This window comes from Kribbella sp. NBC_01484, assembly GCF_036227145.1.
GTDB lineage: Bacteria > Actinomycetota > Actinomycetes > Propionibacteriales > Kribbellaceae > Kribbella.
In genome coordinates, this window is the sequence record NZ_CP109437.1 from 4,581,250 (window position 1) to 4,607,390 (window position 26,141).

The window sequence follows — 26,141 nt, forward strand, 5'->3', positions numbered from 1 at the left end:
CACGCTATGACATAAGTTGTCAGAGTGCCGCTGCTGACTGACATCCGCCCGCTGAAGGAGTCAGCGGACTTCCGGCGGTTGTGGGTCGGGTCGACGGTGTCGCAGCTCGGCCAGCAGATGACCGCGGTGACCGTGTCGATCCAGGTGTACGCGCTGTCGCACTCCACGTTCGCGGTCGGGCTGGTCGGGTTGTGCGCACTGGTGCCGCTGATCGTCTTCGGCCTGTACGGCGGGGCGATGGCCGACGCGATCGACCGGCGTACCCTCGCGCTCGTCTCGTCATCCGGACTGTGGCTGCTCTCGATGATCCTGGTGCTGCAGTCGCAGCTGCACTGGAACCAGGTGTGGATCCTGTACGCCGTCGTGGCCTGCCAGTCGGCGTGCTTCGCGGTGAACAACCCGGCCCGGTCCGCGATCATCCCGCGGCTGATCCGGCCCGAGCTGCTGCCGGCCGCGAACACGCTCAGCCAGGCCGCGTTCAACCTGGGCTTCACCGCCGGGCCGCTGCTCGGTGCGGCGGTGATCGCCTGGCACGGGTTCGCGGCGGCGTACCTGGTCGACGTCATCACGTTCACCGCGGCCCTGTACGCACTGTTCCGGTTGCCGCCGGTGCCGCCGACGGGACTGGTCCGGCGGGCCGGGCTGCGGTCGGTGCTCGAGGGGTTCACGTTCCTGCGGGCGGCGCCGGCGCTGCTGGCGACGTTCCTCGCGGACATCCTCGCGATGGTGTTCGCCCAGCCCCGCGCGTTGTTCCCGGCCGTGGCGGGCGCGTTCTTCGCCGGCGGCGTTCGTACCGTCGGTGTCCTGCAGGCGGCTCCGGCGCTCGGCGCTCTGGTTGGCGTGCTGTTCTCCGGCTGGGTGAGCCGGGTGCGTCGTCAGGGCGTGGCGATCGTCGTCGCGATCACGGTGTACGCCGCGGCGGTCGGTCTGTTCGGTCTGTCGCGCACGATCTGGCTGGGTGTCGGGCTGCTCGCGTTGTCGGGGGCGGCCGACATGGTGAGTTCGGCGTACCGCAACACCATCCTGCAGTCCGCCGCTCCGGACGCCATGCGTGGGCGACTGCAGGGTGTCTTCATCGTGGTGGTGGCCGGCGGACCGCGCCTGGGTGACTTCGTCGCGGGTACGGCGGCGTCCCTCACCACCCCGACGATCGCGCTGCTCGGCGGCGCGACCGTCTGCATCGTCGGCCTGCTCATCCTGCTGGCCCGCAACCGGCCCTTCCGCGAGTACGACTCGCAGGTCCGCGCGTTGAGCTAGCCGCCGGTCACCAGCTTCTTGAGCACGGTCGGCCAGGAGTCGACGTCCGGGTCGATCTGCTGCATCGGCTGGTCGTCGACGGTGACGATCTTGCGGTCGCCGAGCGGCTTCTTCAGTTTGATCGCGGTGAGCTCGACCTCGGTCGCGGGCGGGCACGGCGAGTCGCTGTCGACCAGCACGGAGATCTTGTCGTCGCCCTCCTCGACCCGCAGGTCCCCGTTGCACTCGAGGCTGGTCCCGATGAGCAGGTCGGCCTCCTTGTAGTCCGGCGCGTTCTGGATCCACTGGAGGTAGGTCGGGTGCTTCTTCCGGACCAGCTGGTACGACAGAACCGGCTGCGGCTTCGTCTCCTCGGTCGTTCCGGTGCCGTCGCCGAAGAAGCTGCCGAAGATCATGTTGATGCACGGGTCCTTGGCGTCCTTGCCATCGCCCTCGACCGCGCCGAACGCCCGGGCCGCGATGTGGCAGCCGTTCGCCTCCCGGTTCAGGGACACGTTGAAACCGATCAGGGCGACCGCGCCGACCACCATCGCGGCGGCGAGCATCCGCCGCGACCTGATCTGCTGCGGGCCGAGCACGCCGGCCGCCCGCTGAGCCTCGTCCTGGGTCGCCTGCAGGTCCACCGGGTGCTGGCGGAACAGCGCCAGGATCGAGCTGGTCCACTGCGGATTGATCAGGGTCGGAACGGCATAGACCAGGATCAGCACCACGATCACGGCGACGGCGGGGAGGAGCGCCCAGTAATTTCGCACGGCAGCAAGATACGGGGCCATCGGGCCGCGCCCGAAAAACGGATACTCTTCGGAGGTGCCCGCGGAGACCTCTCAGACGCTCGACCGGGGACTCACTGTCCTCGAGTTGCTGGCGGACGCTCCGGACGGTCTCTCGATCACCGAACTGGCAGCCGCGCTGGGAGTCAGCCGGACCGTCGTCTACCGCCTGGTGAACACCCTCGAGCTGCACCGCCTGGTCCGCCGTGACAGTGAAGGCCGGGCGCGCCTCGGTCTGGCTGTGCTGCACTACAGCCGTCGCGTTCAGCCAACGCTCCGTGACGCAGCGCTGCCGGTGCTGCGATCACTCGCGGAGGACACCGGTGCGACGGCTCATCTGACCGTGGCCGATGGCGACGAGGCGCTCGCGATCGCGGTGATCGAGCCGAGCTGGACCGACTTCCACGTCTCCTACCGGATGGGCTCGCGGCATGCCCTCGACCAGGGCGCGGCCGGCAAGGCGATCCTGGCCGGACGCCGCAAACCCGACCCGGCCGGGCGGCCGTTCGTGGTCACGTCGGGGGAGTTGCAGGCCGGCGCGCAGGGCGTGTCGTCCCCGGTCCTCGGCGTACCGGGCGTCGAGGCCTCGATCGGCGTCGTCGTCCTCGGCAAGCTCGACCGCGACTTCGTGGGCCCTCGCGTGGCCCGCGCGGCGGTAGAAGTCGCCAAGCGTCTCGCTTAGTTCTTCGTCGCCGCCTCGACCAGGGGCAGCACCCGGTGGGGGATCTGTTCGGCCAGCGCGATCACTGTGGATGCTCGCTGGATGCCGCGGACGATGACGACCTGGTCGATCACCCGCTGGAGGTCCGCGTTCGAGCGGGCGACGATCCGGCACCACAGGTCCTCGGCGCCGGTGATCGTGTGCACCTCGAGCACCTCCGGGATCCGGGCCAGTGCCGCTGCCACGGCCGTGTGGCCCGAGCCCTGCTCGATCTGCAGCGTCGCGAACGCCGTCACTGGATAGCCGATCGCGGTCGTGTCGATGTCCGGCCCCCAGCCGCGGACGACACCGTCACGCTGCAGCCGGTCGAGCCTGGCCTGCACAGTGCCTCGCGCGACCCCGAGCCGCCGCGACGCCTCGAGTACGCCGACCCGCGGCTCGGCCGCGAACAGCCCCAGGATCCGGGCGTCCAGCGCATCCACCGACATGGCACCTCCCGCAGTGGTCAGGCTGACCAAATAGTCCAGCAGTCACCCCAGCATACTGAACAACCTGCGCAGTGAAACAAGGAACTGTTGCGCAACCTGCCTCCCCACCACGAGGCTCGGTGCACGCATCCGAACCGGGAGGATCACGATGACCAGCACCGACCTCACCCCCGCAGAGCTCGACGCCGATCTCGACCTCGACCAGCTGAAGCAGCTCGTCGGCCTGGTGCCGTACGACGAGAGCACCGACCCGTTCCCGGTCACCGCGATGGACGCGGTGGTCTTCGTGGTCGGCAACGCCACCCAGACCGCGAAGTACTACCAGCTCGCCTTCGGGATGGACCTGGTCGCGTACTCCGGCCCCGAGACGGGCAGCAAGGACAGCAAGGCGTTCGTCCTGAAGGCCGGCTCGGCCCGGTTCGTCATCACCGGCGGCGTCAGCCCGAAGAGCCCGCTGCTCGAGCACCACCGCAAGCACGGTGACGGCGTGGCCGACCTCGCGCTCGAGGTGCCGGACGTGGACAAGTGCATCGAGCACGCCCGCAAGCAGGGCGCCGTCGTACTGGAGGAGCCGAACGACGTCTCCGACGAGCACGGCACGATCCGCCGGGCCGCGATCGCGGCGTACGGCGACACCCGGCACACGCTGGTCGACCGGAGCAAGTACGACGGGCCGTACCTGCCCGGGTTCGTCGCGGCGACCACCCAGGTGACCCGGCCGGAGGGGCACCCGAAGCGGCTGTTCCAGGCGGTCGATCACGTCGTCGGCAACGTCGAGCTCGGCAAGATGGACGAGTGGGTCGGTTTCTACAACAAGGTCATGGGCTTCGTGAACATGGCCGAGTTCATCGGCGACGACATCGCGACCGACTACTCCGCGCTGATGAGCAAGGTCGTCGCCAACGGCAACCACCGGGTGAAGTTCCCGCTGAACGAGCCGGCTATCGCGAAGAAGAAGTCGCAGATCGACGAGTTCCTCGAGTTCTACGACGGCGCCGGCGCCCAGCACATCGCGCTCGCCACCAACGACATCCTGCGGACGGTCGACATCATGCGGGCGAACGGGGTCGAGTTCCTCAACACGCCGGACTCGTATTACCAGGACCCGGAGCTGCGGGCCCGGATCGGCCAGGTGCGGGTGCCGATCGAGGACCTGCAGTCCCGCGGCATCCTGGTCGACCGCGACGAGGACGGCTATCTGTTGCAGATCTTCACCGCGCCGATCGGCGACCGCCCGACCGTCTTCTACGAACTGATCGAGCGGCACGGCTCGCTCGGCTTCGGCAAGGGCAACTTCAAGGCCCTGTTCGAGGCGATCGAGCGCGAACAAGAGCGCCGGGGCAACCTTTAAGGGTTCGCAGCCGCCATGAACCTTGCCGACAGCAACTGCACACGGCGTGTCGTCGTCCGATTACCGGATTGACTGTCCGGGCAGGGGCTGTTCGCGTAGTGTGCCTTCCTGAGTGTGCGTCGGGGCGCATGCTCAGGAAGGGTTCCGTCATGAAGACTCTGGGCACTTTGCTCAGCACCGTGGGCCTGGCCGGGGTGGGCGCGATCGCCCTCGCCGCGACACCGGCCCAGGCGGCCGAAGCCGCGAGCTGTTCGGGCGCGAGATCCATTGCGTCGGCGCCGATGCTGCGTGATCAGAGACCGCCCAGTTGGGGCACGGTCCGGCTGGTCCGGGACAGCTGTTCGCAGTACTGGGCCGAGATCACCATGGCATCGCCGGTGGTGGCCAACGCGAAGGCCAACGCCTTCCTGGTCCAGTACGGCGGCGCCAACAGTGGTCGCGTGCTCAGCTGTGACAGCAGCGGCGGCAACGGCGCGGTGATCAAGGGCCAACGCACCTGCCGGACTCCCAAGGTCAAGTCGACCGACGGCGCTGTCACCTTCGCCGCGATCGGCCGCGAGTTCCACAACTACGGCGGCGGCTACGAGGAGATCTCGGAGAACGCCACCAAGCGCACCCGCTGAGTCCGCTCACCCGATGGGGTGACGCGTGGGGTGATTCTTCCGGAAGCGGACACCGTTACTGGCGCGTCACGTCGGAGGCAGCTACTAGGCTCGCAGTATGAGTGACGTTGTCGAGCAACTGCGCCAGGCGTTGCCTCCCGAGGCGCTGGTGACGGATCCGGACCGGATGGAGAGTTACCGGTACGACCGGGCGATGTTCTGCCCGGCCGGGATGCCGCTCGCCGTCGTACTGGCCCGGGAGACCGCGCATGTGCAGGCGGCGGTGAAGATCGCGGCGCAGGCCGGCGTACCGGTGGTGCCGCAGGGTGCCCGGTCCGGGCTGTCCGGGGCGGCGAACGCGCTCGACGCCTGCATCGTGATCTCGCTGGAGAAGATGGACAAGGTGCTGGCGATCGAGCCGGTGGACCGGTACGTCGTCACCCAGCCCGGCGTCTACAACGCCGTACTGTCCCGGGCCGTCGCCGAGCACGGGCTGTTCTACCCGCCGGACCCGTCCAGCTGGGAGTTCTGCTCGATCGGCGGCAACCTGTCGACGAACTCCGGCGGTCTGTGCTGCGTGAAGTACGGCGTGACCACGGACTATGTGCTCGGCCTGGAGGTCGTACTCGCGGACGGCCGGGTGCTGCGGACCGGCCGCAAGACCGTGAAGGGCGTCGCCGGGTACGACCTGGCCAAGCTGATCGTGGGCAGCGAGGGGACGCTCGGCATCATCACCGAGGCGACGCTCGCGTTGCGTCCGCAGGCGGCGAAACCACGGACGATGGCGGCGCTGTTCGGCTCCGGTGTCGTGGCGGGCGAGGCGATCCTCGAGATCATTCGCAGCGGTGTCTCGCTGAGCCTGCTCGAGATCATGGACCGGACCACGATCCGCGCCGTGAACAAGTACAAGCGGATGGATCTGCCGGACGAGGCCGCGGCGATGCTGATCGCGCAGTCCGACGCGGGTGGCGAGGCCGGCGCGGCCGACGTCGCCGCGGTGGCGAAGCTGTGCCGCGACCACGGTGCGCTGGAGTGCATCGAGGCGGAGGACGACGCCGAGGGCGAGCTGCTGCTCGAGGGCCGGCGGGCGGCGCTGACCGCACTCGAGCAACTCGGGACGACGATGATCGACGACGTCGCCGTGCCCCGGTCCCGGCTGGCCGACTTCATCGGCCGGATCGAGCAGTTGTCGGCCGAGCTGGACATCACGATCGGGGTGCTCGGGCACGCCGGTGACGGCAACATGCACCCGACGGTGGTCTTCGACCAGACCGACGCCGACCAGGCCGCGCGGGCACAGCAGGCGTTCGACCGGGTGATGGAGATCGGGCTCGAGCTCGGCGGCACGATCACCGGTGAGCACGGTGTCGGCGTCCTGAAACGGACCTGGCTGGTCGAGGAGATCGGCCCGGTCGCGATCGACGTCCACCGCGCGATCAAGGCCGCCCTGGACCCGAAGAACATCCTGAATCCCGGCAAGGTCGTGGCCGGCTAGCGGCTGTGACTCAACCGCAACGGAACTGCCGAGGCCATTCGACGTCCATGGCCGTCGGCTGTGACGTGCGGCCCGCACTATGGAAGGTAGTTGTCTGAATCTCCCGGGGGATCGATGAGGCAGGGTAGGAGGCGCCCTATGCGCACGCAGCCTTCGGGGCGTCGGTGGCCTGCCGCGCTACGCCGTACCGCGATCCCTGCCGTCGCAGCTTTCGTCGCCCTGACCGTTCTGTCCGCCTGCGCGAACGGCGGCGGCCTGCGGGTCGAGGGGGCCGAGGCGCCCCCGGCCAGTTCGACGCCGTCCATCGCCCTGGGCACCAACGGTGTGCAACCCGAGCCCAAGCTGACACCGGAGGTGGCCGTCGACCTGGCCCAGGTCCGGGTCAAGCTGCTCGCCGACAAGCACCTGCCGCAGTACGCGCGGAGCGTGCTGGAGAAATGTACGGTGATTCCGCGTTGCCTCAGCCGGGGTAAGACCGTTGATGTTATGCACAGCGGTACTCCTCAGCAGATCGTCTTCATCCACACCCTGGAGAATTTCGTCTTCGGTTTCTTCCTGATCGCCGTCGAGCCCTCGGGCCCGCGACCGATCTGGAGCCTGAAAGCCGATCTGCCGACGGTCAACGCCAGCCCGCAGGGTGAGTTGGTCGTCGAGTCGAAGATCTTCACGATCGACGACAAGGTCTGTTGCCCGTCGGGCGGGCGGATCGAGGTCTACCGTTGGGACGGCCGTCAGATGGCCAAGGTGAGCTCGACCGACCAATAAGGGAGACTGAAGTTCGGTGGTACCGGAAGAACCGGCAGCGCGCATTCTCATGGTCGAGGACGACGCGGTGATCCGTGAGGCGACCCAACTGACCCTCGAACGCCACGGGTACGACGTGACCACGGCCGAGGACGGCCTGGAAGCGATCGAACGATTCGAGAAGATCCATCCCGACGTCGTGATGCTCGATATCATGCTGCCCGGGCTGGACGGGATCTCGGTATGCCGCCGGGTCCGGGAGACCAGCACGGTCCCGATCGTGATGGTGTCCGCCCGCGGTGACGCGCTCGACGTCGTACTCGGGCTGGAGGCGGGCGCGGACGACTACGTGACCAAACCGTTCGACACGCAGGTCCTGGTGGCCCGGCTGCGGGCGGTGATGCGGCGGGCGGTGTCCGATCCGGAGCGACCGACGCCGACGGCCGGCTCAGGCGTGGAGTCGTTCGGCGACCTCGAGCTGGACCGCGAGGCCCTGGAGGTACGGCGTGGTGGGTCGACCGTCCAGCTCACACCGACCGAGCTCAAGCTGCTGATCGAGTTCGCCAACAACCCGGGTGTGGTGCTGAGTCGGTCCACCCTGTTGCAGCGGGTCTGGGACTACGAGTGGGGTGGCGACGGCCGCCTGGTCGACGTCCACCTGCAACGGCTGCGGACCAAGATCGGCGCGGACCGGATCGAAACGGTCCGCGGATTCGGATACAAGCTCAGGGCCTAGGAGTGGGTCTCCGTGGCAAGCTCGGGCTGATCTTCCTGCTGGTCTCGGCGCTCGCGATTCTCGTGCTGTGTGTCGCGGTCTACACCCAGGCGCAGTCGGCCCGGCTGGACCGCACACGCAGTTTCGCGGACGAGCGGATCCAGCTCGCGGCGCAGAACTACGACACCAACGACGTCCCGGTGCTCGGGGCGAAGCTGGACGACCCCGATCTGCCGCCGCAGCTGCGCGAGGCAGTGCTGGAGGGCAAGCGGGCGACGTTCAAGACCGGGTCGCCGCGCGCGAAGATGTGGGCGGCGGTCGGGGTCAAGGACGGCAAGATCCTCTCGATCGAGCAGGACTACGAGACCAGCGACGACTCGATGAAGGCGCTGCAGCAGGCGCTTGTGCTGGGCGGGTTCGGAACGGTGGCGCTGGTCGCCCTGGTCAGCGTGATCCTGGCCGGCAGCCTGTCCAGGCGGATCGTCGCCGTGGCCGGGACGGCGCGCCGGATCGCGGCCGGCGATCTGGACGCGTCGGCGGCCGAGGCGGTCGGCAAGGGCAAGGACGAGGTGCAGTCGCTGGCCGCCGCGCTGGACACGATGGCCAGCTCATTGCGTGGTCAGCTGGAGGCCGAACGGCGGTTCACCGCCGACGTCGCGCACGACCTGCGGACTCCGGTCACCGGGCTGACCACCGCGGCCGAGTTGCTGCCCGCGGGGCGGCCGAGCGAGCTGGTCCGGGACCGGGCCAAGGTGCTGCGCCGCCTGGTCGAGGACCTGCTGGAGATCGCCCGGTTCGACTCCGGTGTGGAGCAGGCCGACCTCGAACTGGTCGGCCTCGGCGCGTTCGTCGGGTCCGCGGTCGGCCGGCTGCGGATGCAGCAGGCGCTTCCGCCGGACAGCGTGGTGGTGCATCAGCTCGGTCCCGACGTCACGGTGTCCACGGACTCGCGCCGGGTCGAACGCATCCTGGCCAACCTGATCGTCAACGGGCTGCGTCACGGTGCACCGCCGGTCGAGGTCACGGTCACCGGCCGGACAGTCGAGGTGGTTGACCACGGCAACGGTTACCCGGAGGAGTTGATTGCCGAGGGCCCGCGTCGGTTCCGGTCCGGGATGGCCGAGAGGGGAGTCGGTCACGGCCTCGGCCTGACCATCGCGGCCGGTCACGCCAAGGTGCTCGGGGCCGAGCTGACCTTCGGCGCGTCCGCCGGTGGTGGTGGTGGTGCGCTGGCCCGCTTGGTCCTGCCGGCGGGACCTGAGACGGAGCCGTAACACAACTATTCGCGACGCGACCGCGCCGCCAAGACCGCGAGCGCCGCGGCCGCGGTGACCATCACCAAGTGACGCGGCTCGCTCGTGAGGAGAGCGGCTGGTCGTGCCGTGACCTCGGACAGGTAGTGGGGACCTCGGACACGGCACAGCCTGTCCGAGGTCGCCCGATGGTGTCCCAGGTCCCGGGGATCGGTGCCGATCCCCACGACCGGCAAGACGACCGCGCCCAGTCACCGCACCTGCCCGCCGGTGCAAGCTGGTCGGGTGTGGACTGTGGCAGCGGGGGTGCGGACGGGGGCAGCTCGACAGGAGGTGTCCGCCCCGGCCCCGGCCGGGCCGGTCGGGCCAGGCGTGAAAGCCTTGCCCGACCAGCAGTCCTGGACCGGCACCTCCTGTCGAGCTGCACCCCGGCCGACCCCACTCACTTCGCCCACACATCCAGCAGTAGAGCCGAAATAACCTGTCTCAGGTCCCCAGTTGGTGTCCGGGGTCCCGGTTAGTGGGTGCCGTAGACGTTGAGTTCCGCGGCCGATCCGAAGACCGCGCCGTTGAGTGAGCTGGTGCCGACGAACTTCACGAACCGTCCGGGTTTGGCGGCGAAGTCCAGCCGTTGCGTCGCCGTCGAGTTCGGGAACTCACCGGTCGCGACCGGCGTACCCCAGTCCTGGCCGTCGGCGCTGACGTAGAGCTCGTAGCCCTTGAACATCCCGTTCGTCCCGCTCTGCCGCGGCAGGTAGCTGAACCCGTCGACCTGGTACGTCGATCCGAGGTCGAGCGTGATGTGGTGCGGGAAGGTCGCCGGCGTCGGCACCTCCGACCACGCCGAATGCCACAGTGTGCTTGGGTTTCCGTCGAGAGCCGACGTCGCCGCACCGCCCGTGGCGACGTCCTCACTGCTCACGTCCGCCACCGTGATCCGGGACTGCGGCACGATGCCTGGCGGCAGCACGGTCGCCTCGGCACTGAGAGTCGACCGACCACCTGTTGCCGTCAGCACGTACTTGCCTTCCGGCGTGCCGGCTGGTGGGGTCACGTCCCACTTGGTCGTCACACTGGCGCCGGGGGCAACAGTCGCGTGGGCGGCCGGAGTCGTCGCCGTGACGGTCCAGCCGTTCGGAGCAGTCAGCCCCAGCGTGATGTTGTCGGCGGCAACGACATCGTTGTTGGTGAAGGTAGTGACGACCGTGTTCGCCTCACCGGAGACGAGACCGGTGACACCGGACACCGCGACCGAAGTACAGTCGGCCGGCTCCGACGTCGTACCGAGGTCGGTGACGGCGAAGTTGTCCATGATGAAGTCCGCCTGGTCACCGCCGTCGGACAGCTTGCGCAGGCCGACCCAGTAGTCGCCGCCGCATCCGGCCACGAACTCCTGGCTGAAGGCCGCCTTGGTCCGCTGCTCGCCGATCGGCGTGGACTTGACCTCGACCGAGTCCGGCCGGTCGACGCCCTGGACCCACGCATATTGGCCGGCCCGACCATTGGTGTAGTCGAAGCTGACCTTGTACTTGTGGCCCGGCTGGAAGTTCACCGTCCACGGCGCGGTTCGATAGACGAGCCCTTGGTTCTCCTCATGGGACTTGAGCGACCACTCGCCGTCGAGCACGTCGTCGACGAGCTTCCCGTTCCAGCCGGCCTGCGTGTACGGGACATGCTTGCGAGCGAGCACGGTCCGTGGGTCGGTGACCCCACCGGCATCGCCCTTCACAAACGGTCCCCAGCCCTGGTCGACGTTCTCGAAGTCGTCGACAAGTCCTGCAGCCGGACGCGTCGTCTCCACCACGCGGACATCGTCGATCCGGACCTTGGCGCCCCCGGCGGCCGCGCTGATGCTGAGATCGGCACCGTCGCCCTTGGCGTCGAAGACGACGCGGGCTCGCTGGTAGTAGGCACCCTGTTTGTCGTCGGAGGCAACCATGTTCTGGGCGGTCGATCTCGTCACCACGTTGCGTACGCCGTCGACCGTCAGCGTGGTCGGTCGGGACTTGCCCGGTTCGACCTCGATCCAGGCCGAGGCGCTGTAGGTGCGGCCGCGGGTCAGGCCGGTGATCCGCTGGCGCAGCGACGAGGTCTTGCTGCCGAGCGATGCGACATGTTGGCCGTTGGCCAGCGTGTCGATCGTCGCGCCGCCGCTGGCGTTCCATGCAGCGAGGTCGCCGGCATTGAAGCCGGGGTCCTTCAGGTGCGTCCTGTCACCCCAGTTCGCGCTCCGCGGTGACGGCGCCGCGTCCGGGTAGATTGCGTACGGCTGACCGGCGGTCGCGTCGAGACTGATCGCGCCGTTGTGCACAGGTGCGGACGCGACCTTGACCCGGCCGTTGTCGGTCAGCTTGTAGACCGAGAACTTCGAGACACCTGCGAAGGCCGCCGGGAGCTGCCATGTCGTCCGGCCGCCGGCCGGGTTGTAGTGGTAGAGCTTCTTGTTGCCGTCCCAGGGCAGCAGGTACTTGTCGCCGTCGAGCACCTTCGCGGCACCGACGTACACGGTCCGCTTGCCGTTCTCGACCGCGCCGCGGACGCCGCCGGTGAAGGTGATGTCGTCGCTGTTCCAGTCGGTGATCTTCTGCTGCTGGAGGAACTTCGCCGGCAGGTTCCGCTGCCAGATGTTGGCGTAGAAGGCGTTCCAGTCGGTCTCGCCGGTCCAGCCCTCGAACTCGACGATGGCGGACTGGCCGAGGATCGGGTCGTTGTTCCAGACGTCCTTCTCGTGGTTGCGGACGAACCGGATGATCTGGCTGTTCAGGCCCTTGTTCGTCGGACCGCCGTAGTCGAGGTCGTTGGCCCAGTGCGACCACAACGAGGTGCGCTCGTGCCGGTCGGCCCACTCGGTCGCGATCTGCCAGCCCTGGCCGGCCAGCTGCCGGGTCAGGCCGTCGGCGAGCCAGCCCGACTGGTAGTACACGTCGATGTAGAGCTCCTGCAGGTTCTTGTCGGTCTCGTCGCGGAGTTGCTGGAACCGCTTGACGATGTTGCCGGTGGCAAGGTCAGGGCGCTGCTTGATGTAGTAGCTCTGGTTCAGCCAGTTCCAGCCCTTGGAGTTCTTGTCGACCAGGTCCTCGCTGAACGCGTTGGCCTCCGGGTAGGACTCGGTCGCGTTCACGTGGACGCCGAAGGCGGCGTTCCAGGACTTGCCCTGCTTCAGGAGCGTGTTCAGGTCGGTCAGGCCGCCGGCGCGGGTGTTGTAGTTGCCGCCGTAGTCCGGGTGAGCCGAGTCGTGGCCCTCGGCGCCGTACCCCTTGAGGATGGCCATTTGGCCGAGCCCGTCGGTGGACAGCGAGATCCGCTTGACGTCGTCGAGGGTCCGCAGGAACGGGTGCGTCGCCTGGCTGGCGAAGTTGAAGGGGATGTGCGTGACGACCCGGTCCTTGACCTGGTCGCCGCCCTGCGGCTCGGTCATGATCGAGCGGAACGCGATCGCGCCGTCCTGCCAGTCGACGGTCTTGTCCTGGTTCGCGTCCGGCGTCACCACGACCTTTGCCCAGGGCAACGGCTCGGTGTACGGCGAGGTGTCGGCGCGGTAGGTCCACTGGCCGCTCCACACGCCGACACGGGTGCCGCCGTCGGCGGCCTTGCGGGCGCGGTGCCAGAACCGGGCGCCGTCGTCGACGGACTGGCCGGAGGGTTTGTCGTAGACGGAGCTCGACTCGATGCCGGCGGCCAGGCCGCTGGTGTTCACGAACGCGTACGCCGCTCCCGTCGCGGACGGCTCGGCCGGAGTAGCCGCGGTGATGGGCGTGATCTTGTCCGCGGTACGGGTGGAGTCGGGGTCCAGCGTGGTGAAGGCGGTGGTCGCCCCGGCGTCCGTACTCGCGATGGACACCAGGTCCTGGTCAGGGATGTCGATGGTGTGCACGCGGCTGGTCTCGGTGTCGCGGACCGCGTCGATCGCGAACGTCGTCACCCGGCCGCTCACGCTCAGGCTCGCGTCCAGCTCCACGCCGGGCAGCGCGTCGAAAACCAAGTGGTACGACGCTCGCCCGCCACCGACCGTGGGTGGCGCGGACAGGTGCGCCGTCCGGGCCACTCCGTCGATGGTGACCGTCGAGATCGCATCTGGCTGGCCGCCGAGGGCCTGACCGGAGCCGTTGTCGACGTACTTGATCACCCGCGGGAAGTCGGCCCCGACAGTGACAGTCAAGTCGTTCGACCGAAGCGTCAGATCGCCGGCGGCGTGCGCACCCGCAGGCACGCTCAACACGCCGGCAGCCATCGCTACAGTCAGTACTCCACACCCCACTGAACGTTTCATGCGCAGAAAGTTCGCACGTAACCGCTAACACGTCAAGAGAAACGAACACTTATGAACAGGGTTGCTCAGGGAATGATCGTGCCCGTGACCTCGCCCAGGCCAAAGCGGGAGCCGTCGGCAGTCGTGGCCCAGGCGGCGATCGTGACCTCGTCGCCGTCGGCCAGGAACGTGTGCTCCTTGCCGTCCAGGACGAGCGGCTCACGCCCGCCCCAGGTGAGCTCGATGAACGAGCCCCGCTGGTCCTTCTCCGGGCCGCTGACCGTGCCGGAGGCGTACAGGTCCCCGGTCCGGACCGAGGCGCCGTTCACGGTCAGGTGCGCCAGCATCTGCGCCGGCGACCAGTAGATGTCCTTGTACGGCGGTGAGCTCACCAGCTGGCCGTTCAGATAGACCTCGAAGGTGATGTCGTAGTTCACCAGGTCGTCGCTCGCCAGGTAGGGGAGGACCGGCGGGTCCTGCGCCGGCAGCGGGACGGCCGCGGCCTCGAGGGCCTCCAGTGAGACGACCCACGGCGAGATGGACGTGGCGAACGACTTCCCGAGGAACGGTCCCAGCGGCACGTACTCCCACGCCTGCAGGTCGCGCGCGGACCAGTCGTTCACGAGCACCACGCCGTACACGTGCTCGCGGAAATCCCGCACGGACACCGGCTTCCCGAGTGCGGACGGCGTACCGACGACGTAGCCGAGCTCGACCTCGATGTCGAGGCGCTGGGACGGGCCGTACGTCGGAGCGGCCGCGTCGGGCGCCTTGCGCTGACCCGACGGGCGGACGATGTCGGTGCCGCTGGCAACGATCGTGCCGGACCGGCCGTGGTAGCCGACCGGGAGGTGTTTCCAGTTCGGGAGCAGCGGCTCGGAGTCCGGGCGGAACAGCCGGCCGAGGTTGGTCGCGTGCTGTTCGGAGGCGTAGAAGTCGACGTAGTCCCCGACATCGAACGGGAGCTGCATCGTGACCGCCGACTGCGGGATCAGGTGTGGCTCGACGGTGTCCCGGTCGTTCTCGTTGCGGACGAGCTCGAGCAGCCAGTTGCGGGTCGCGTGCCAGGCCGGGCGGCCGAGCGCGAGGAAGGCGTTCAGCGTCGGTTCGGCGAACAGTTGCGCGCCGTCCAGCATCTGCGCGGACGCGAGCGGCGCGAGATCGATCACCTGGTCACCGATCGCGGCACCCACCCGCGGGTCCTCGTCACCGTGCCGGAACACGCCCAGCGGCAGGTTGTCCGGCCCGAACGGCGAGTTCGGCGGCATGTCGATCCAGGTCATGAGGCCCCCTCCAGCAGGTTCAGAGCGGTCAGGTCGTGGCGGGGTTCCTCGATACTGCACGAGCCGAACGAGGTGAACCAGCGGCGCGTGCTCACGGCCTGGTCCTCGGACAGTTCGCGGGCCTGGTCGGCGAGCGCGTCACCGTCCCGCGACGCCAGTATGGCGGCCAGTTCGTCCTGCGAGGCGCCGTCGAGAGACGCCCGGGTGGCGAGTAACACGTTCAGGAACCCGTGATGCTCGAACCCGGTGTCGGCCGCGGTATGCCGGACTGCGTTGTGCAGCCCGGCCGTGCACTTGAACGCGACCTCACGATCCAGACAGGCGGTGATGAACGCTGCGACCTGGATCTCCGACGGGAACAACGCCGCATCCAGCCCGCCGGTCCGCAGCTTGGCGGCGTACCCGGCATCGGCGACGACGTCGAGTGCGCGCTCCCAGGCCCCGTCCAGACCCACTTCGACGTACGCCGTCTCCTCGTCGAGGCAGTCGTCACACGCGCGGACCACGCGCAGTGCGTTGCGGGACAGGTCGTCCTCGTTCCGCAGCCGGACCTCGATGGCCTTCACCTCGACGTCGTGGGACCGGTCGCCGTACCGGACGGCGGGCTCGATCCCGCCGGCGCCGCCGGTGATCACGACGGCGACCTCGAGCGGGCCGGCGCCGTCGCGGGCGGCCTCCGCGGCGACCTTCACCAGGTCCTCGTCGGTGCACACGAACGGTCCGACCAGCTCGGCGTACGGCGACCGGCGGTGCGCGCGGTGGCCGGCGACGGCCTCGGCCAGCGGCAGGTCCCCGGGCGGGAACATCGATGCGTCGTCGACCAGGTGCCGGAACAGGGCAGGGACGGTTGACATGGCCCTGAGCCTAACGGATGCTTTCGGTAAGCGGACGCAAGCGTCCGATAATCGGATGGGCTGTGAGAAGTCCGGGAGCAGGGGTCATGACGTTCTACCGGCAGGTCGGCCAGGTTCCACCGAAGCGGCACACGCAGTTCCGGAAACCGGACGGCGGGCTGTACTACGAGGAGCTGATGGGGGAGGAGGGGTTCTCATCGGACTCGTCGTTGCTGTACCACGCCGGCGTCCCGTCCGCGATCGTGGACTCGCAGGTGTGGGACCTGCCCGACCTGGCCACCGTGGCCAATCACCCGCTCACCCCGCGGCACCTGAAACTGCACGACCTGTTCAGCGACACCTCCAAGAGCAACGACCGGGGCGGTGGGGTGGGAAATGGATTCAACACCGTCGACGACCGGCGGCTGGTGCTGGGGAACGGCGACGTCCGGATCTCGTACGTCGTCGCCGAGCAGCCGTCGCCGTACTACCGCAACGCCATCGGGGACGAGTGCGTGTACGTCGAGAAGGGGTCGGCGACCGTGGAGACGGTGTTCGGGGTGCTGAACGCGGTCGAGGGCGACTACGTGATCATCCCGCGGGCGACCACGCATCGCTGGCTGCCAGGCCCGAACGGTGTCCACGCCTACTGCATCGAGGCGAACAGCCACATCGCGCCGCCGAAGCGGTACCTGTCCCGCTACGGGCAGTTCCTCGAGCACTCGCCGTACTGCGAACGGGACCTGCACGCGGCGAGCGAGCCGCTCGTGGTCGAGGACACGGACGTCGAGGTGCTGGTGAAGCACCGGGGCAGCGGTCCCGGTGGGATCGTCGGCAGCCGGATGACGTACGCGACGCATCCGTTCGACGTGGTCGGGTGGGACGGCTGCCTGTACCCGTACACGTTCAACGTGAGCGACTACGAGCCGATCACCGGGCGGATCCACCAGCCGCCACCCGTGCACCAGGTGTTCGAGGGCATCAACTTCGTGGTCTGCAACTTCGTCCCGCGGAAGGTGGACTACCACCCGCTGTCGGTGCCGGTGCCGTACTACCACTCGAACGTCGACTCCGACGAGGTCATGTTCTACTGCGGCGGCGACTACGAGGCGCGGAAGGGATCCGGGATCGGACTCGGCTCGATCTCGCTGCACCCGGGTGGGTACGCGCACGGGCCGCAGCCGTCCGCGATCGAGGCCTCACTCGGCGCTGAGCGGTTCGAGGAACTCGCGGTGATGGTCGACACGTTCCGCCCGCTGGAGCTGGGCGAGGGCGGTCAGGCGGTCGACGACGGCGTGTACGCCTGGACCTGGGCCGGCCGCCGCACCTCGTAGGCCCGGATCGTGTGCGATTCTTGACCGGTGAGTGAGGACGGGGAGGCGGCGCGGACCTTTGTCGTCGGGGTCGATCGGGATGCGGTGCTGCGCCGGCGCGAGATCGTCGCGAAGGTGCAGCGGCGCGGCGCCTGGGTGACGCTGGTGATCGGCGCCGTGGGCATCGTCGCCGCGCTCTACGCGGTGTTCGCGTTCCGTGGGGCAGGGATGTGGCCGTTCGCCGTGTTGTTGATCGCGGCAATGATCCCGCTCGTGCTCAGCACCGTCCTGGCGCTGCGGCTCCAGGCGGAGCGCCGACGCTGGTACGCCGCCAACGAGCTGCAGCCGGTCGCGATGCGGATGTCACCCAAGGCGCTGGAGCTGGCTTGCGAAGGAGCGGCGTACCCGGTCGTGCTGCCGTGGTCGACGGTCCGCGGCTTCCGGCAGGAGAAGCTCTTCGGTCAGTACGCCCTCGAGCTGGACCTTGCTCCAGGCGTCGGCGCCACCACGGCCGGCGTCCGCGGCCTCGACCAGCCCGCGGTCCGGACCGTCGTGAAGCCCAATCCGCTCCTGCGCCCCACCGGCCTGTATCTGGTCAAGTCGCTCGACCAGCCGGTCCACGTCATCGACGAGGCCCTCAAGCACTTCTCCGGCGGCACCGCCGGCGTCCGTCGCTAGCAGCTAGCAGGGCAGGCTCTGATAGCTGTAGCCGAGCTTGGTCAGTTTGGTCAGGGCGCTGTCGAGGGCTGCGACGGTCTGGGAGCGGTTGCCGCCGCCGTCGTGCATGAGGATGATCGCGCCCGGCCTGGCGCCGCGCAGGATCTCGTGCTCGATCTTCGCCGTGCCCGGCTTGGTCCAGTCCTCGGTGTCGACATCCCACAGGACCTGGCGCTGGTGCAAGGCCGCCGCGGTCGCCTCGATCTTGGCGTTCGTGGCCCCGGTCGGCGGCCGCAGGCATTTCGATTTCACGCCGGAAGCGATCTCCTGCCGCATCTTCACGTCCGGCAGCAGGGTCAACGTCTTGTGGTCCCACGTGTGGTTGCCGACGTGGTGACCGGCGGCTCGTTCGAGCGTGACCAGCTCCGGGAACTGCGCCACCTGGATGCCGAGCACGAAGAACGTCGCGTGCGCCTTGTGCTTGCGCAGGACCTGCAGCACCTTCGGCGTCCACTCGGGCTGTGGTCCGTCGTCGAACGTCAGATAGAGGACCTTGCCGTGCGCGGTCAGGTTCCAGTCGTCCGGCGCGGTCGTCGGCGTGATACTGCGCTGGGACGGGTGCGGCGGTTTCCGCGGCCCGACCGACCTGTCCTGTTTGTGCGTGATCGGCGGACTCAGCGGTCCGTGCGCCGAGGCGACCTGGACGACGGGCGCGGCGCTGGTGATCGAGTGGTCGGACGGCTTGGCGGCCTGGGCGAGGACGGCACCGCAGAGTAGGGCGGCGACCAACGGCAGGATCTTGCCGGGCGGCTTGGTCATGACCGGCATCCTCTCGCGCCCACCGGGCCATCCGGGCATCGGGTCCGGGGTGTGTCGGCCTTAGGGTGACCAGATGCCGGGGACCCCGGGGCAGGCAGCAGCGACCACACGTGAGGCGAATGATGACGGACAGCGGTGAGCGCACGACGATGACGAGGCGAACAGTGATCGGCGGTGCTGCGGCGCTGGCCGCGGCCGGGTTCCAGGCGATGCCCGCCTACGCCGGCGACGGCGATGGCGGCAGCGGCAAGGCGGTCCGGCTGACCGTGATGGGCACCACCGACCTGCACGGCAACGTCCTGAACTGGGACTACTTCAAGAACGCCGAGTACGACGACGCCGCGCACAACGACATCGGCCTGGCCAAGATCTCCACCCTGGTCACCGCGGTCCGGGACCGGATCGCCGCCGAGCGGCGCGCGCCGCGCCCGCTGATGCTCGACGCCGGCGACACCATCCAGGGCACCCCGCTGGCGTACTACTTCGCCCGGATCGAGCCCATCACCGGCGGCCACATCCACCCGATGGCGGCCGCGATGAACCAGATCGGGTACGACGCCGCGGCACTGGGCAACCACGAGTTCAATTATGGGCTCGACATCCTGCGCAAGTTCCAGCGGCAGTTGCAGTTCCCGCTGCTCGGGGCCAACGCCCAGGACTGGACCACGGGCCTTCCGGTCTTCCCGCCGTACGTGCTGAAGCGGGTGCAGGTGCCGGGCGAGAAGCCGATCACGGTCGGCATCCTCGGCCTGACCAACCCGGGCATCGCGATCTGGGACAAGGCGAACGTCGACAACAAGATCACCTTCGGCGGCATCGTCGAGCAGGCCAAGGTCTGGGTCCCGCGGGTCCGCAAGGCCGGCGCCGACGTGGTGATCGTGTCCGCGCACTCCGGTATGGACCTCTCCTCGTCGTACGGCGACACCCTGCCGTACCCGGAGAACGCGTCGGTGCTGATGGCCGAGACGGTCCCCGGCATCGACGCCGTGCTCGTCGGGCACGCGCACCTGGAGATCCCGGAGCGCCTCGTCACGAACCCGACCAGCGGTGAGCAGGTCGTGCTGACCGAGCCGCTGAAGTGGGGCATGCGGCTGTCGCTGATCGACCTGGATCTGCAGAAGGTCCACGGCCGCTGGAAGGTCGTCGGCCGGCACAGCCAGGTGCTGAACGCGAACACGGTCGACGCCGACCCGATGGTGGTCGCCGTCCTGCAGAAGGACCACGACAAGGTCGTCGAGTACGTCAATGGGAAGATCGGCACCTGCAAGGAGGCGATGTCCGCGGCGACCGCGCCCTGGGAGGACACCGCCGCGCTGGACTTCGTCAACTTCATCCAGGCCGACGCGGTGTCGAAGGCCCTGGCCGGTACGCCGCAGGCCGCGCTGCCGGTGCTCGCGATCGCCGCGCCGTTCAACCGGGCGGCCGCGATCCCGGCCGGTGATGTCTCGGTGCGCGACGTGGCCGGGCTCTACATCTTCGACAACACGCTGCTCGCGGTGACGATGTCGGGCGCGCAGGTCAAGGACTACCTCGAGTTCTCCGCGCAGTACTTCAAGCAGGTGACCGGCACGGGGCCCTTCCCGTCCGACCAGGTCACCAATGCTCCGACCCCGACCGCACCGACCGGTACGCCGGACTACAACTACGACATCATGGGCGGCCTGACGAAGCCCTTGACCTACAAGATCGACATCGCCCAGGCGGTGGGGTCGCGGATCACGGACCTCGCCTACGACGGGGTCGCGCTGGCGGCCGACCAGCAGTTCGTGGTCGCGGTCAACAACTACCGGCAGTCCGGCGGCGGCAACTTCCCGCACGTCAAGACCGCGCCGGTCGTCTACAACCGCCAGGTCGAGATCCGCCAGCTGATGATCGACTACGTCACCAGCACCGGCACGGTCGACCCGGCCACCTTCGCCAGCGTCGACTGGTCCCTCACCTCGAACGGCACCCCGATCACGATCACAGGCTGACCCTGCCGGCTGGTCTGCCCACGCGCGCTCCCGGTCAGGTTAGCCACTCGCAGAAGCCGCAGGCGGCGCTGTCGGCGGCCAGGGGCCAGGCGGACCGGGGTTGTAGCGACCTGGCGACCTGTTCGGCTCTTGCGTCGTGCATGCGCTGGGCGTCAGCGCCGCCGTAGGTTCCGGAGCGTACGTACGCCCACTGGCGGTCGCCGGCGTGCACGAAGTAGTGGGCCTCGCCCTGGTCGCCGCGGGCCTGCCAGAGGTTCGGGGCCAGCGCCGTGCACTCGGTGACCGGGCCCTCGGTTTTGTCGTCGAAGCCGGTGCAGGGGGCCTGGTCGGGGTCGAGAGTACGGGTGGTGACGTCGATGTCCGCGATCCGGTCGCCATCTGCGGTTGGACGTTCGAGTACGGCGTAGTCGACACCGGTGCTCGAGTAGCTCACGCTGTACGGCCAGGTGCCGTCGAGGTCGGTCTGCAGCGGTCGCTCCACGACTGCCTCGATCTTGCGCTGCTCCGACCACACCGCGACCAGCTTGGACGCGACCGGAAGGGTGGCGATCACCAGAACGCCGGCCGCGACCACGACTGTCCGCAAAGGCATCCGCCACCGATCACCTTCGGCTCGCCGGTAGGAACTGCCGACGAGCGTGCCGGCGACACCCACGATCGCGGCCAGGAACACCAGCAGTGGTGCCTGGCCCAGGAACGCACCCCACGCCGCGCGCACGAGCAACAGAATCGTTGCCGCGGCGCCGATACCGAAGATCAGGCCGGCGCCGAGCCGGACGGCCAGTACGAGGACAGCCACGGCGGCGGCGATTCCGCCCACCGCCACGCCGGACCCGATCCCAGTCACGACCGCCAGACACTCGTAGTCGTCCGTGCAGTCGCGCGAGGCGATGTTGGTTGCGATGACGGCCGCCACCACGGCTGTTCCGGCCCCGACGCCGAGTGCGATCAGGACGCTGCGGACGGCCGCCCGCGACCAACTCATTTCGCTCATAGCAGCACGGTAGGTGCGGTAGGGATCAGTCGTCCGTTGTCTCCGGCAACGTTCATGAGCATCGTCCGGGACCCCGCCGGCGCCGGTCAGGTGAGAGTGACGCCGGCCGCCCGGAGTTCGGTGAGTGCCTGTTGCGTGGTGGCGGGTGCGACTCCGGCGGTCAAGGTGGTGAGGACCGTCGTGGCGAAACCTGCGTGGTGGGCGTCCAGAGCGGTCGCTCGGACGCAGTAGTCGGTGGTGAGTCCACAGATGTCGACCTCGGTGACACCCTTGGACCGCAGCCAGTGCTCGAGTTCGTGGCCGCCTTCGTGGGCTTTGCCCTCGAAACCTGAGTAGGCAGCCGCGAACTCGCCTTTGTTGAAGATCGCGTCGAACGGCTGGGGGTCCAGGTTCGGGTGGAAGCTGACGCCGTCGGTGCCGGCCACGCAGTGCCGCGGCCAGGAGTCCACGTAGTCGGGGTGGTCGGAGAAGTGGTCGCCCGGGTCGACGTGGTGGTCCCGGGTGGCCACGACGTACGCGTACTGCCGGTCCGCCGGGTCGTCCTCGTGCCACTTGTGCAGCAGCTCGCCGATCCGGAACGCGACATCCGCTCCGCCACTGACCGCCAGACTCCCGCCCTCGCAGAAGTCGTTCTGCACATCAACCACGATCAGTGCCCGGGCCATCGCGACGCTCCTTTGTCAGGTGTCCTAGGCCAACGGTACAAGCGTTGCCGCCCGCAGACCCCGGATTGCGGGCCGTCGGTGGGTCACCCGGCGAGTAGTTGGCCTCCGGTCACGCGCACGATCTCGCCCTGGATCGCGGTGGTCCGCGGCGAGGTGAGGAAGAGGATCGCGTCGGCCACGTCGGTGGTGTCCGGCAGTTTGCGGGCGCTGAACCCGGCGGCGATCCGGTCGAGCGCCGGCTTGGGGATGACCCGGTGCTCGCCATTCTCCAGGGTGATACCAGGCATCACGAGGTTGACCAGGACGCCGTCCCGACCGAGGTCATGCTGCAGCGCGGTGACGAACCCGTGCAGCCCGGCCTTCGCCGCGCCGTACGGCCAGGACCCCGGCAGCGGACGGACAGCCACATCCGTCGTCAGCAGCACGAGGCGACCGTGGGCCGAACGCCGCAGCGCCGGCGCCACCTGCTGCACCAGATGGAAGTTCCCCTCGAGGTTGGCCCGCAGGATCGGGATCCACCACTCCGGCTTGGCGTCCTCGATGTTCTCCGGCCGGTCGTTGAACCCGAGGTTGCCCCAGTTGACCGCGTTCCCCACCACCGCGTCGAGCCCGCCCCACCGCTCGACGGTCGAGGCGACCGCGGCCGCGATCGTCTCCGGCTCGTTCAGCTCCATCGGTACGATGTACGCCGTACCGCCGGCCGCCTCGATCTCCTCCGCGACCGCCTCGGCCGCGTCCTTCCGGGAGTGGTAGGTGATCGCGACCCGTGCACCTTCGCGCCCGTACGCGACCGCGGTGGCCCGCCCGATCCCCGACGACCCGCCGGTCACCAGCACGGCCGCGTCCTTCAGTCCCAGCTCCATGAACCGCTCCTCCACTAACATTTAGTCGGCTAATCAGAAAATTTAGCCGTCTAACAAAATCTCGTCAACCCACCCGCGGTGACCCGCGGCGATGAGCTGAGAGTTATCGTGTGCTGGCACACCGTCACAAGGCACGAGTCATGGGCTGGCGCCATCCGCCGGAGCGGCCCTTGGGGGCGCTCATGAAGAAGGCAGTTCTGGCACTTGTCACCACCGCGGCCGTGGTCGCCGCGGCGCTGGTCCCGTCCGGCCGGCCAGTGGTGGCGGCGACGGGCGGCCAGTCGGGCCGGGCCCCGTCGGGGTTCGCCTCGGCCCTGTCCGCGGTCAAGTACCCGACGTGGCAGACCAACGCCAGCGTGAACGCGCTGGCCGTCGCCGGGAACACAGTGTTCGCGGGCGGCCTGTTCACCCGGATCCGGCCGCCGGGCAAGCCGGTGGGCGAGGGGGACGCGGCCCGGAAGTACGTCGCTGCCTTCAACCGGACCACGGGTGCGCCAACGCGGTTCGCCCCGAGTGTCAACGGCCCGGTCTGGAGCACCGCCACCTCCCCTGACGGCAAGTGGGTCGTGATCGGCGGCGACTTCACGGCCGTGAACGGCCGGCCCCGTCAGCGCCTCGCGCTGTTCAACGTGGCCACCGGCAACCTTGTGGGCGGGTGGGATCCGGCGGTCAACTACCGCGTCGCGGCGCTGGCGATCACCGGCAACACCGTCTACCTGGGCGGCTCGTTCGGCCGAGTGGGCAAGGTCACCCGCAATCGCCTCGCCGCCGTGGCCCTGAACACCGGCGCGCTGCTGCCGTGGAATCCGGACGCGGACGACGACGTGCACGCGATCGACCTGTCCGTCGACCGTACACGCGTCTTCGTCGGCGGCGGCTTCACGACGCTGAACGGCGCGGAGCACCACGCGCTCGCCATGCTGGACTCGAAGACCGGTGCCGCGTTCGCGATGCCGGCCGCCGCCGCGATCCCGGCGGAGACGCCGGACTGCGACAGCCGGGTCAAGGACATCGAGACGCAGGGCGACAAGGTCTTCGTGGCCAATGCCGGCAGCGGCATCGGCTGCTACGACGGCGTCCTCGCCGCCGACGCGACCACCGGCAAGTTGCTGTGGCAGAACCACTGCCTGGGCGCGACCGAGGCGATCAAGGCCCTCGGCAACTGGCTCTACAAGGGCTCACACGCCCACGATTGCAGCGAGGACGGCGGCTTCGGCGACGACACCGGCATGCACCACCTGCTGGTGTTGAGCACGTCCACCGGCAAGCTCGGCCCCTGGTTCCCGAACACCGATGCCGGCGGCGAGACCCTGGTCGGGCCGCTGGCGTTCGCGTCCGGCGGCAACGACCTGTGGGCGGGCGGCGACTTCACCGAGGTGAACGGCGTACCGCAGCAGGGCCTCACCCGGTTCACGAATGCTCCGGGGGGTGCGGTGCCGGCCCGGCCGGGTGCGCCGAAGGTCTCGAGCAGCCGCGTCAACAAGGTGACGGTGAGCTTCTCCACGGTGGTCGATCTGGACAACACCTTGCTGACGTACACGGTGTACCGGGGCAAGACCAGGATCGGCACGTGGTCGCGCTACTCGTACCCGTGGACGGCGCCGACCATCACGACGTTCACCGACAGCCGCCTGAGCAGCGGCCAGACCCTCGGCTACCACGTCGAGGTGACCGACGGCCGCAACGTCCGCCAGGGCACGGCCGCGGCGGTCAAGGTCCGCTGATCAAATCCGGTGCGATCGCGGCGAGGGTGAATTAGGCTCTCGGCCGAGTCGACAGTTCGAGGAGTTGGAGATGGTCGGTCAATCGAGCACGCGCTGACCTGAATCGTCATCGCGTGCTGCTTCCGATGTAAGCGGCACGGTTCTCCCTGCCCTGGTGCGTTCCGCCCGGGGCCGACTCCAAGGACTTCCTCGTGTCGCTGCCGTCGCGCACGCCCAGCCTGTGGGCGCATCGTGATTTCCTCAGTCTCTGGCTCGGCCAGACCGCATCGCAACTTGCCGGCTTTGCCGGCCAGGTGACCCTGCCACTGGTCGCCGTCGTCTCACTCGGCGCCGGGGCTGCCCAGCTCGGCGCGCTCCGCGCCGTCCAGCAGCTCCCGATCCTGATCTTCTCGCTGTTCGTCGGCGTGCTGGTGGACCGCTGGCGATCCCGCACCGTGATGGTGTACGCCGACCTCGGCCGAGCGCTCGTCCTCGCGGCCGTCCCGCTCGGGTGGATGCTCGGTCTGCCGTTCCTGTATGTCGTGGCGTTCACCGCCGGCGTGTTCACGGTCTGTTTCGACGTGGCGTACCAAGCTGCCCTGCCGCGGCTGGTCGAGCGTGATCAGCTTGCCCAGGGCAACAGCATGCTGGAGACCACTCGCTCGGCCGCGCAGATCTGCGGCCCGGCGCTCGGTGGCGCGCTGGTGTCGTTGCTGACCGCGCCGATCGCGGTCCTCGCGAGCGCGGTGTTGTTCGCCTTTTCCAGTTTGTCGATCCGGCGCATCCGGCGGCTGCCGAGCATGACCTCTGAGGCGTCCAGCGGCGTGGTGCGCCAGATTCGCGACGGACTGCGGATCGTCGTGCACGACGGGTCGCTGCGGGCGATCGCGACGGCGACCTGTGTGTACCAGTTCTCCTTCACCGCGCTGACCACCGTGTATCTGCTCTTCGTGACGCGCACCCTGGACCTGCCGGGCGCAGTAGTCGGCCTGGTGCTCGCCGGGTTCGGTCCGGGCGTGCTGATCGGCTCGCTCCTGTCCAGTTGGCTGCCCCGATGGTTCGGGTACGGCCGGGTCGTGGTGTTCGCCGCTTTGATCTCCGACCTGGTCATGCTGTGCACGTCGGCGCTCCACGGCTCCGGCCCGGCAGCGGTAGCCGCACTGATCACGATCAACGTCCTGTACGGCGTACTGAGTCAGACTGTTGACATCGCGGTGACGGCCATCCGGCAGGCGGTCACTCCGCTCCCGGTCCAGGGACGTGTCGTCGCCACAATCAACTTCCTCGGCATGGGCCTGACTCCGCTCGGTGCCCTCCTCGGCGGCGCCGCCGCCGGAGCCTTCGGCATCCGGACTGCACTCTTCGCCGCCACCGCGGGAATGTTCCTCTCACCGCTCGCTCTGAGCCTGTCCCCACTGGCGCGCCTGGGCCGCAGCCTGACGCGATGAAACGG

22 protein-coding genes are annotated in these 26,141 nt (G+C 68.8%); 13 read left to right on the forward strand and 9 right to left on the reverse strand.

What is annotated here, in order from left to right:
- Positions 1 to 24 precede the first annotated feature (24 nt).
- Positions 25 to 1,257: an MFS transporter gene (locus OG555_RS22500; RefSeq protein WP_329474491.1), complete on the forward strand. Its 1,233-nt coding sequence runs from the start codon at positions 25 to 27 to the stop codon at positions 1,255 to 1,257.
- On the opposite strand, the gene OG555_RS22505 is transcribed toward OG555_RS22500, so the two are convergent.
- Positions 1,254 to 2,009 (reverse strand): hypothetical protein, encoded by a 756-nt coding sequence (locus OG555_RS22505; RefSeq protein ID WP_329474492.1) that lies wholly within the window; start codon positions 2,007 to 2,009, stop codon positions 1,254 to 1,256. The two genes, OG555_RS22500 and OG555_RS22505, sit on opposite strands and share 4 nt — an antisense overlap.
- Before the next feature lie 55 nt (positions 2,010 to 2,064).
- On the opposite strand from OG555_RS22505, the gene OG555_RS22510 reads away from it, so the two are divergent.
- Positions 2,065 to 2,709, forward strand: a complete 645-nt coding sequence (locus OG555_RS22510; protein WP_132150562.1) for an IclR family transcriptional regulator — start codon at positions 2,065 to 2,067, stop codon at positions 2,707 to 2,709.
- Here the strand turns inward: OG555_RS22510 and OG555_RS22515 are convergent.
- Entirely contained in the window at positions 2,706 to 3,176 is a 471-nt protein-coding gene (locus OG555_RS22515; protein WP_328523403.1) for an Lrp/AsnC family transcriptional regulator, read from the reverse strand. The genes OG555_RS22510 and OG555_RS22515 overlap by 4 nt on opposite strands.
- A 148-nt stretch (positions 3,177 to 3,324) precedes the next feature.
- Between OG555_RS22515 and hppD the strand changes: the two genes are divergently transcribed.
- From hppD to OG555_RS22545, 6 genes are all read left to right on the forward strand, one after another.
- A complete protein-coding gene (hppD, locus tag OG555_RS22520; protein ID WP_329474493.1) occupies positions 3,325 to 4,527 on the forward strand; it encodes a 4-hydroxyphenylpyruvate dioxygenase in 1,203 nt (400 codons plus the stop codon).
- Between the two features lie 149 nt (positions 4,528 to 4,676).
- Positions 4,677 to 5,150 carry a hypothetical protein gene (locus OG555_RS22525; protein ID WP_329474494.1) on the forward strand — a complete coding sequence of 158 codons (474 nt, stop codon included), beginning with the start codon at positions 4,677 to 4,679 and terminating at the stop codon, positions 5,148 to 5,150.
- Between the two features lie 97 nt (positions 5,151 to 5,247).
- Positions 5,248 to 6,624 (forward strand): FAD-binding oxidoreductase, encoded by a 1,377-nt coding sequence (locus OG555_RS22530; protein WP_329474495.1) that lies wholly within the window; start codon positions 5,248 to 5,250, stop codon positions 6,622 to 6,624.
- A gap of 138 nt (positions 6,625 to 6,762) precedes the next feature.
- Positions 6,763 to 7,389, forward strand: coding sequence for a hypothetical protein (locus OG555_RS22535; protein WP_329474496.1), 627 nt, complete (start codon positions 6,763 to 6,765; stop codon positions 7,387 to 7,389).
- A 16-nt stretch (positions 7,390 to 7,405) separates the two neighbouring features.
- Positions 7,406 to 8,104 (forward strand): two-component system response regulator CseB, encoded by a 699-nt coding sequence (cseB, locus tag OG555_RS22540; RefSeq protein ID WP_329474497.1) that lies wholly within the window; start codon positions 7,406 to 7,408, stop codon positions 8,102 to 8,104.
- A 2-nt stretch (positions 8,105 to 8,106) separates the two neighbouring features.
- Positions 8,107 to 9,357 carry a HAMP domain-containing sensor histidine kinase gene (locus OG555_RS22545; protein ID WP_329474498.1) on the forward strand — a complete coding sequence of 417 codons (1,251 nt, stop codon included), beginning with the start codon at positions 8,107 to 8,109 and terminating at the stop codon, positions 9,355 to 9,357.
- Positions 9,358 to 9,853: 496 nt separating this feature from the next.
- On the opposite strand, the gene OG555_RS22550 is transcribed toward OG555_RS22545, so the two are convergent.
- The 3 genes from OG555_RS22550 to OG555_RS22560 form a co-directional block, all read right to left on the reverse strand.
- The gene (locus OG555_RS22550; RefSeq protein WP_329474499.1) at positions 9,854 to 13,567 is read right to left on the reverse strand and encodes an endo-alpha-N-acetylgalactosaminidase family protein; all 3,714 of its coding nucleotides are present in this window, start codon (positions 13,565 to 13,567) and stop codon (positions 9,854 to 9,856) included.
- 104 nt (positions 13,568 to 13,671) lie between these two features.
- On the reverse strand, positions 13,672 to 14,868 hold the full coding sequence (gene fahA / locus OG555_RS22555) for a fumarylacetoacetase (protein WP_329474500.1): 1,197 nt from the start codon (positions 14,866 to 14,868) through the stop codon (positions 13,672 to 13,674).
- Positions 14,865 to 15,722 carry a hypothetical protein gene (locus tag OG555_RS22560; protein WP_329474501.1) on the reverse strand — a complete coding sequence of 286 codons (858 nt, stop codon included), beginning with the start codon at positions 15,720 to 15,722 and terminating at the stop codon, positions 14,865 to 14,867. Before OG555_RS22560 ends, fahA begins: the two co-directional genes overlap by 4 nt.
- 86 nt (positions 15,723 to 15,808) lie before the next feature.
- On the opposite strand from OG555_RS22560, the gene OG555_RS22565 reads away from it, so the two are divergent.
- Both OG555_RS22565 and OG555_RS22570 read left to right on the forward strand, forming a co-directional pair.
- On the forward strand, positions 15,809 to 17,035 hold the full coding sequence (locus tag OG555_RS22565; protein ID WP_329474502.1) for a homogentisate 1,2-dioxygenase: 1,227 nt from the start codon (positions 15,809 to 15,811) through the stop codon (positions 17,033 to 17,035).
- Positions 17,036 to 17,062: 27 nt separating this feature from the next.
- Positions 17,063 to 17,692, forward strand: coding sequence for a hypothetical protein (locus OG555_RS22570; protein ID WP_329474503.1), 630 nt, complete (start codon positions 17,063 to 17,065; stop codon positions 17,690 to 17,692).
- Between the two features lie 3 nt (positions 17,693 to 17,695).
- Here OG555_RS22570 and OG555_RS22575 read toward each other — a convergent pair whose 3' ends face one another.
- On the reverse strand, positions 17,696 to 18,490 hold the full coding sequence (locus tag OG555_RS22575; protein ID WP_329474504.1) for a polysaccharide deacetylase family protein: 795 nt from the start codon (positions 18,488 to 18,490) through the stop codon (positions 17,696 to 17,698).
- A gap of 149 nt (positions 18,491 to 18,639) precedes the next feature.
- On the opposite strand from OG555_RS22575, the gene OG555_RS22580 reads away from it, so the two are divergent.
- A complete protein-coding gene (locus tag OG555_RS22580; protein ID WP_329474505.1) occupies positions 18,640 to 20,463 on the forward strand; it encodes a bifunctional metallophosphatase/5'-nucleotidase in 1,824 nt (607 codons plus the stop codon).
- Between the two features lie 34 nt (positions 20,464 to 20,497).
- On the opposite strand, the gene OG555_RS22585 is transcribed toward OG555_RS22580, so the two are convergent.
- The 3 genes from OG555_RS22585 to OG555_RS22595 all read right to left on the reverse strand — a co-directional run bounded on the left by OG555_RS22585 (position 20,498) and on the right by OG555_RS22595 (position 22,985).
- Positions 20,498 to 21,457 (reverse strand): hypothetical protein, encoded by a 960-nt coding sequence (locus OG555_RS22585; protein ID WP_329474506.1) that lies wholly within the window; start codon positions 21,455 to 21,457, stop codon positions 20,498 to 20,500.
- An 86-nt stretch (positions 21,458 to 21,543) separates the two neighbouring features.
- The gene (locus OG555_RS22590; RefSeq protein WP_329474507.1) at positions 21,544 to 22,122 is read right to left on the reverse strand and encodes an isochorismatase family protein; all 579 of its coding nucleotides are present in this window, start codon (positions 22,120 to 22,122) and stop codon (positions 21,544 to 21,546) included.
- An 83-nt stretch (positions 22,123 to 22,205) separates the two neighbouring features.
- On the reverse strand, positions 22,206 to 22,985 hold the full coding sequence (locus tag OG555_RS22595; RefSeq protein ID WP_329474508.1) for an SDR family NAD(P)-dependent oxidoreductase: 780 nt from the start codon (positions 22,983 to 22,985) through the stop codon (positions 22,206 to 22,208).
- A 182-nt stretch (positions 22,986 to 23,167) separates the two neighbouring features.
- Between OG555_RS22595 and OG555_RS22600 the strand changes: the two genes are divergently transcribed.
- A complete protein-coding gene (locus OG555_RS22600) occupies positions 23,168 to 24,709 on the forward strand; it encodes a fibronectin type III domain-containing protein (RefSeq protein ID WP_329474509.1) in 1,542 nt (513 codons plus the stop codon).
- Positions 24,710 to 24,900: 191 nt separating this feature from the next.
- Entirely contained in the window at positions 24,901 to 26,136 is a 1,236-nt protein-coding gene (locus OG555_RS22605) for an MFS transporter (protein WP_329474510.1), read from the forward strand.
- The last annotated feature ends 5 nt before the right edge of the window (positions 26,137 to 26,141 follow it).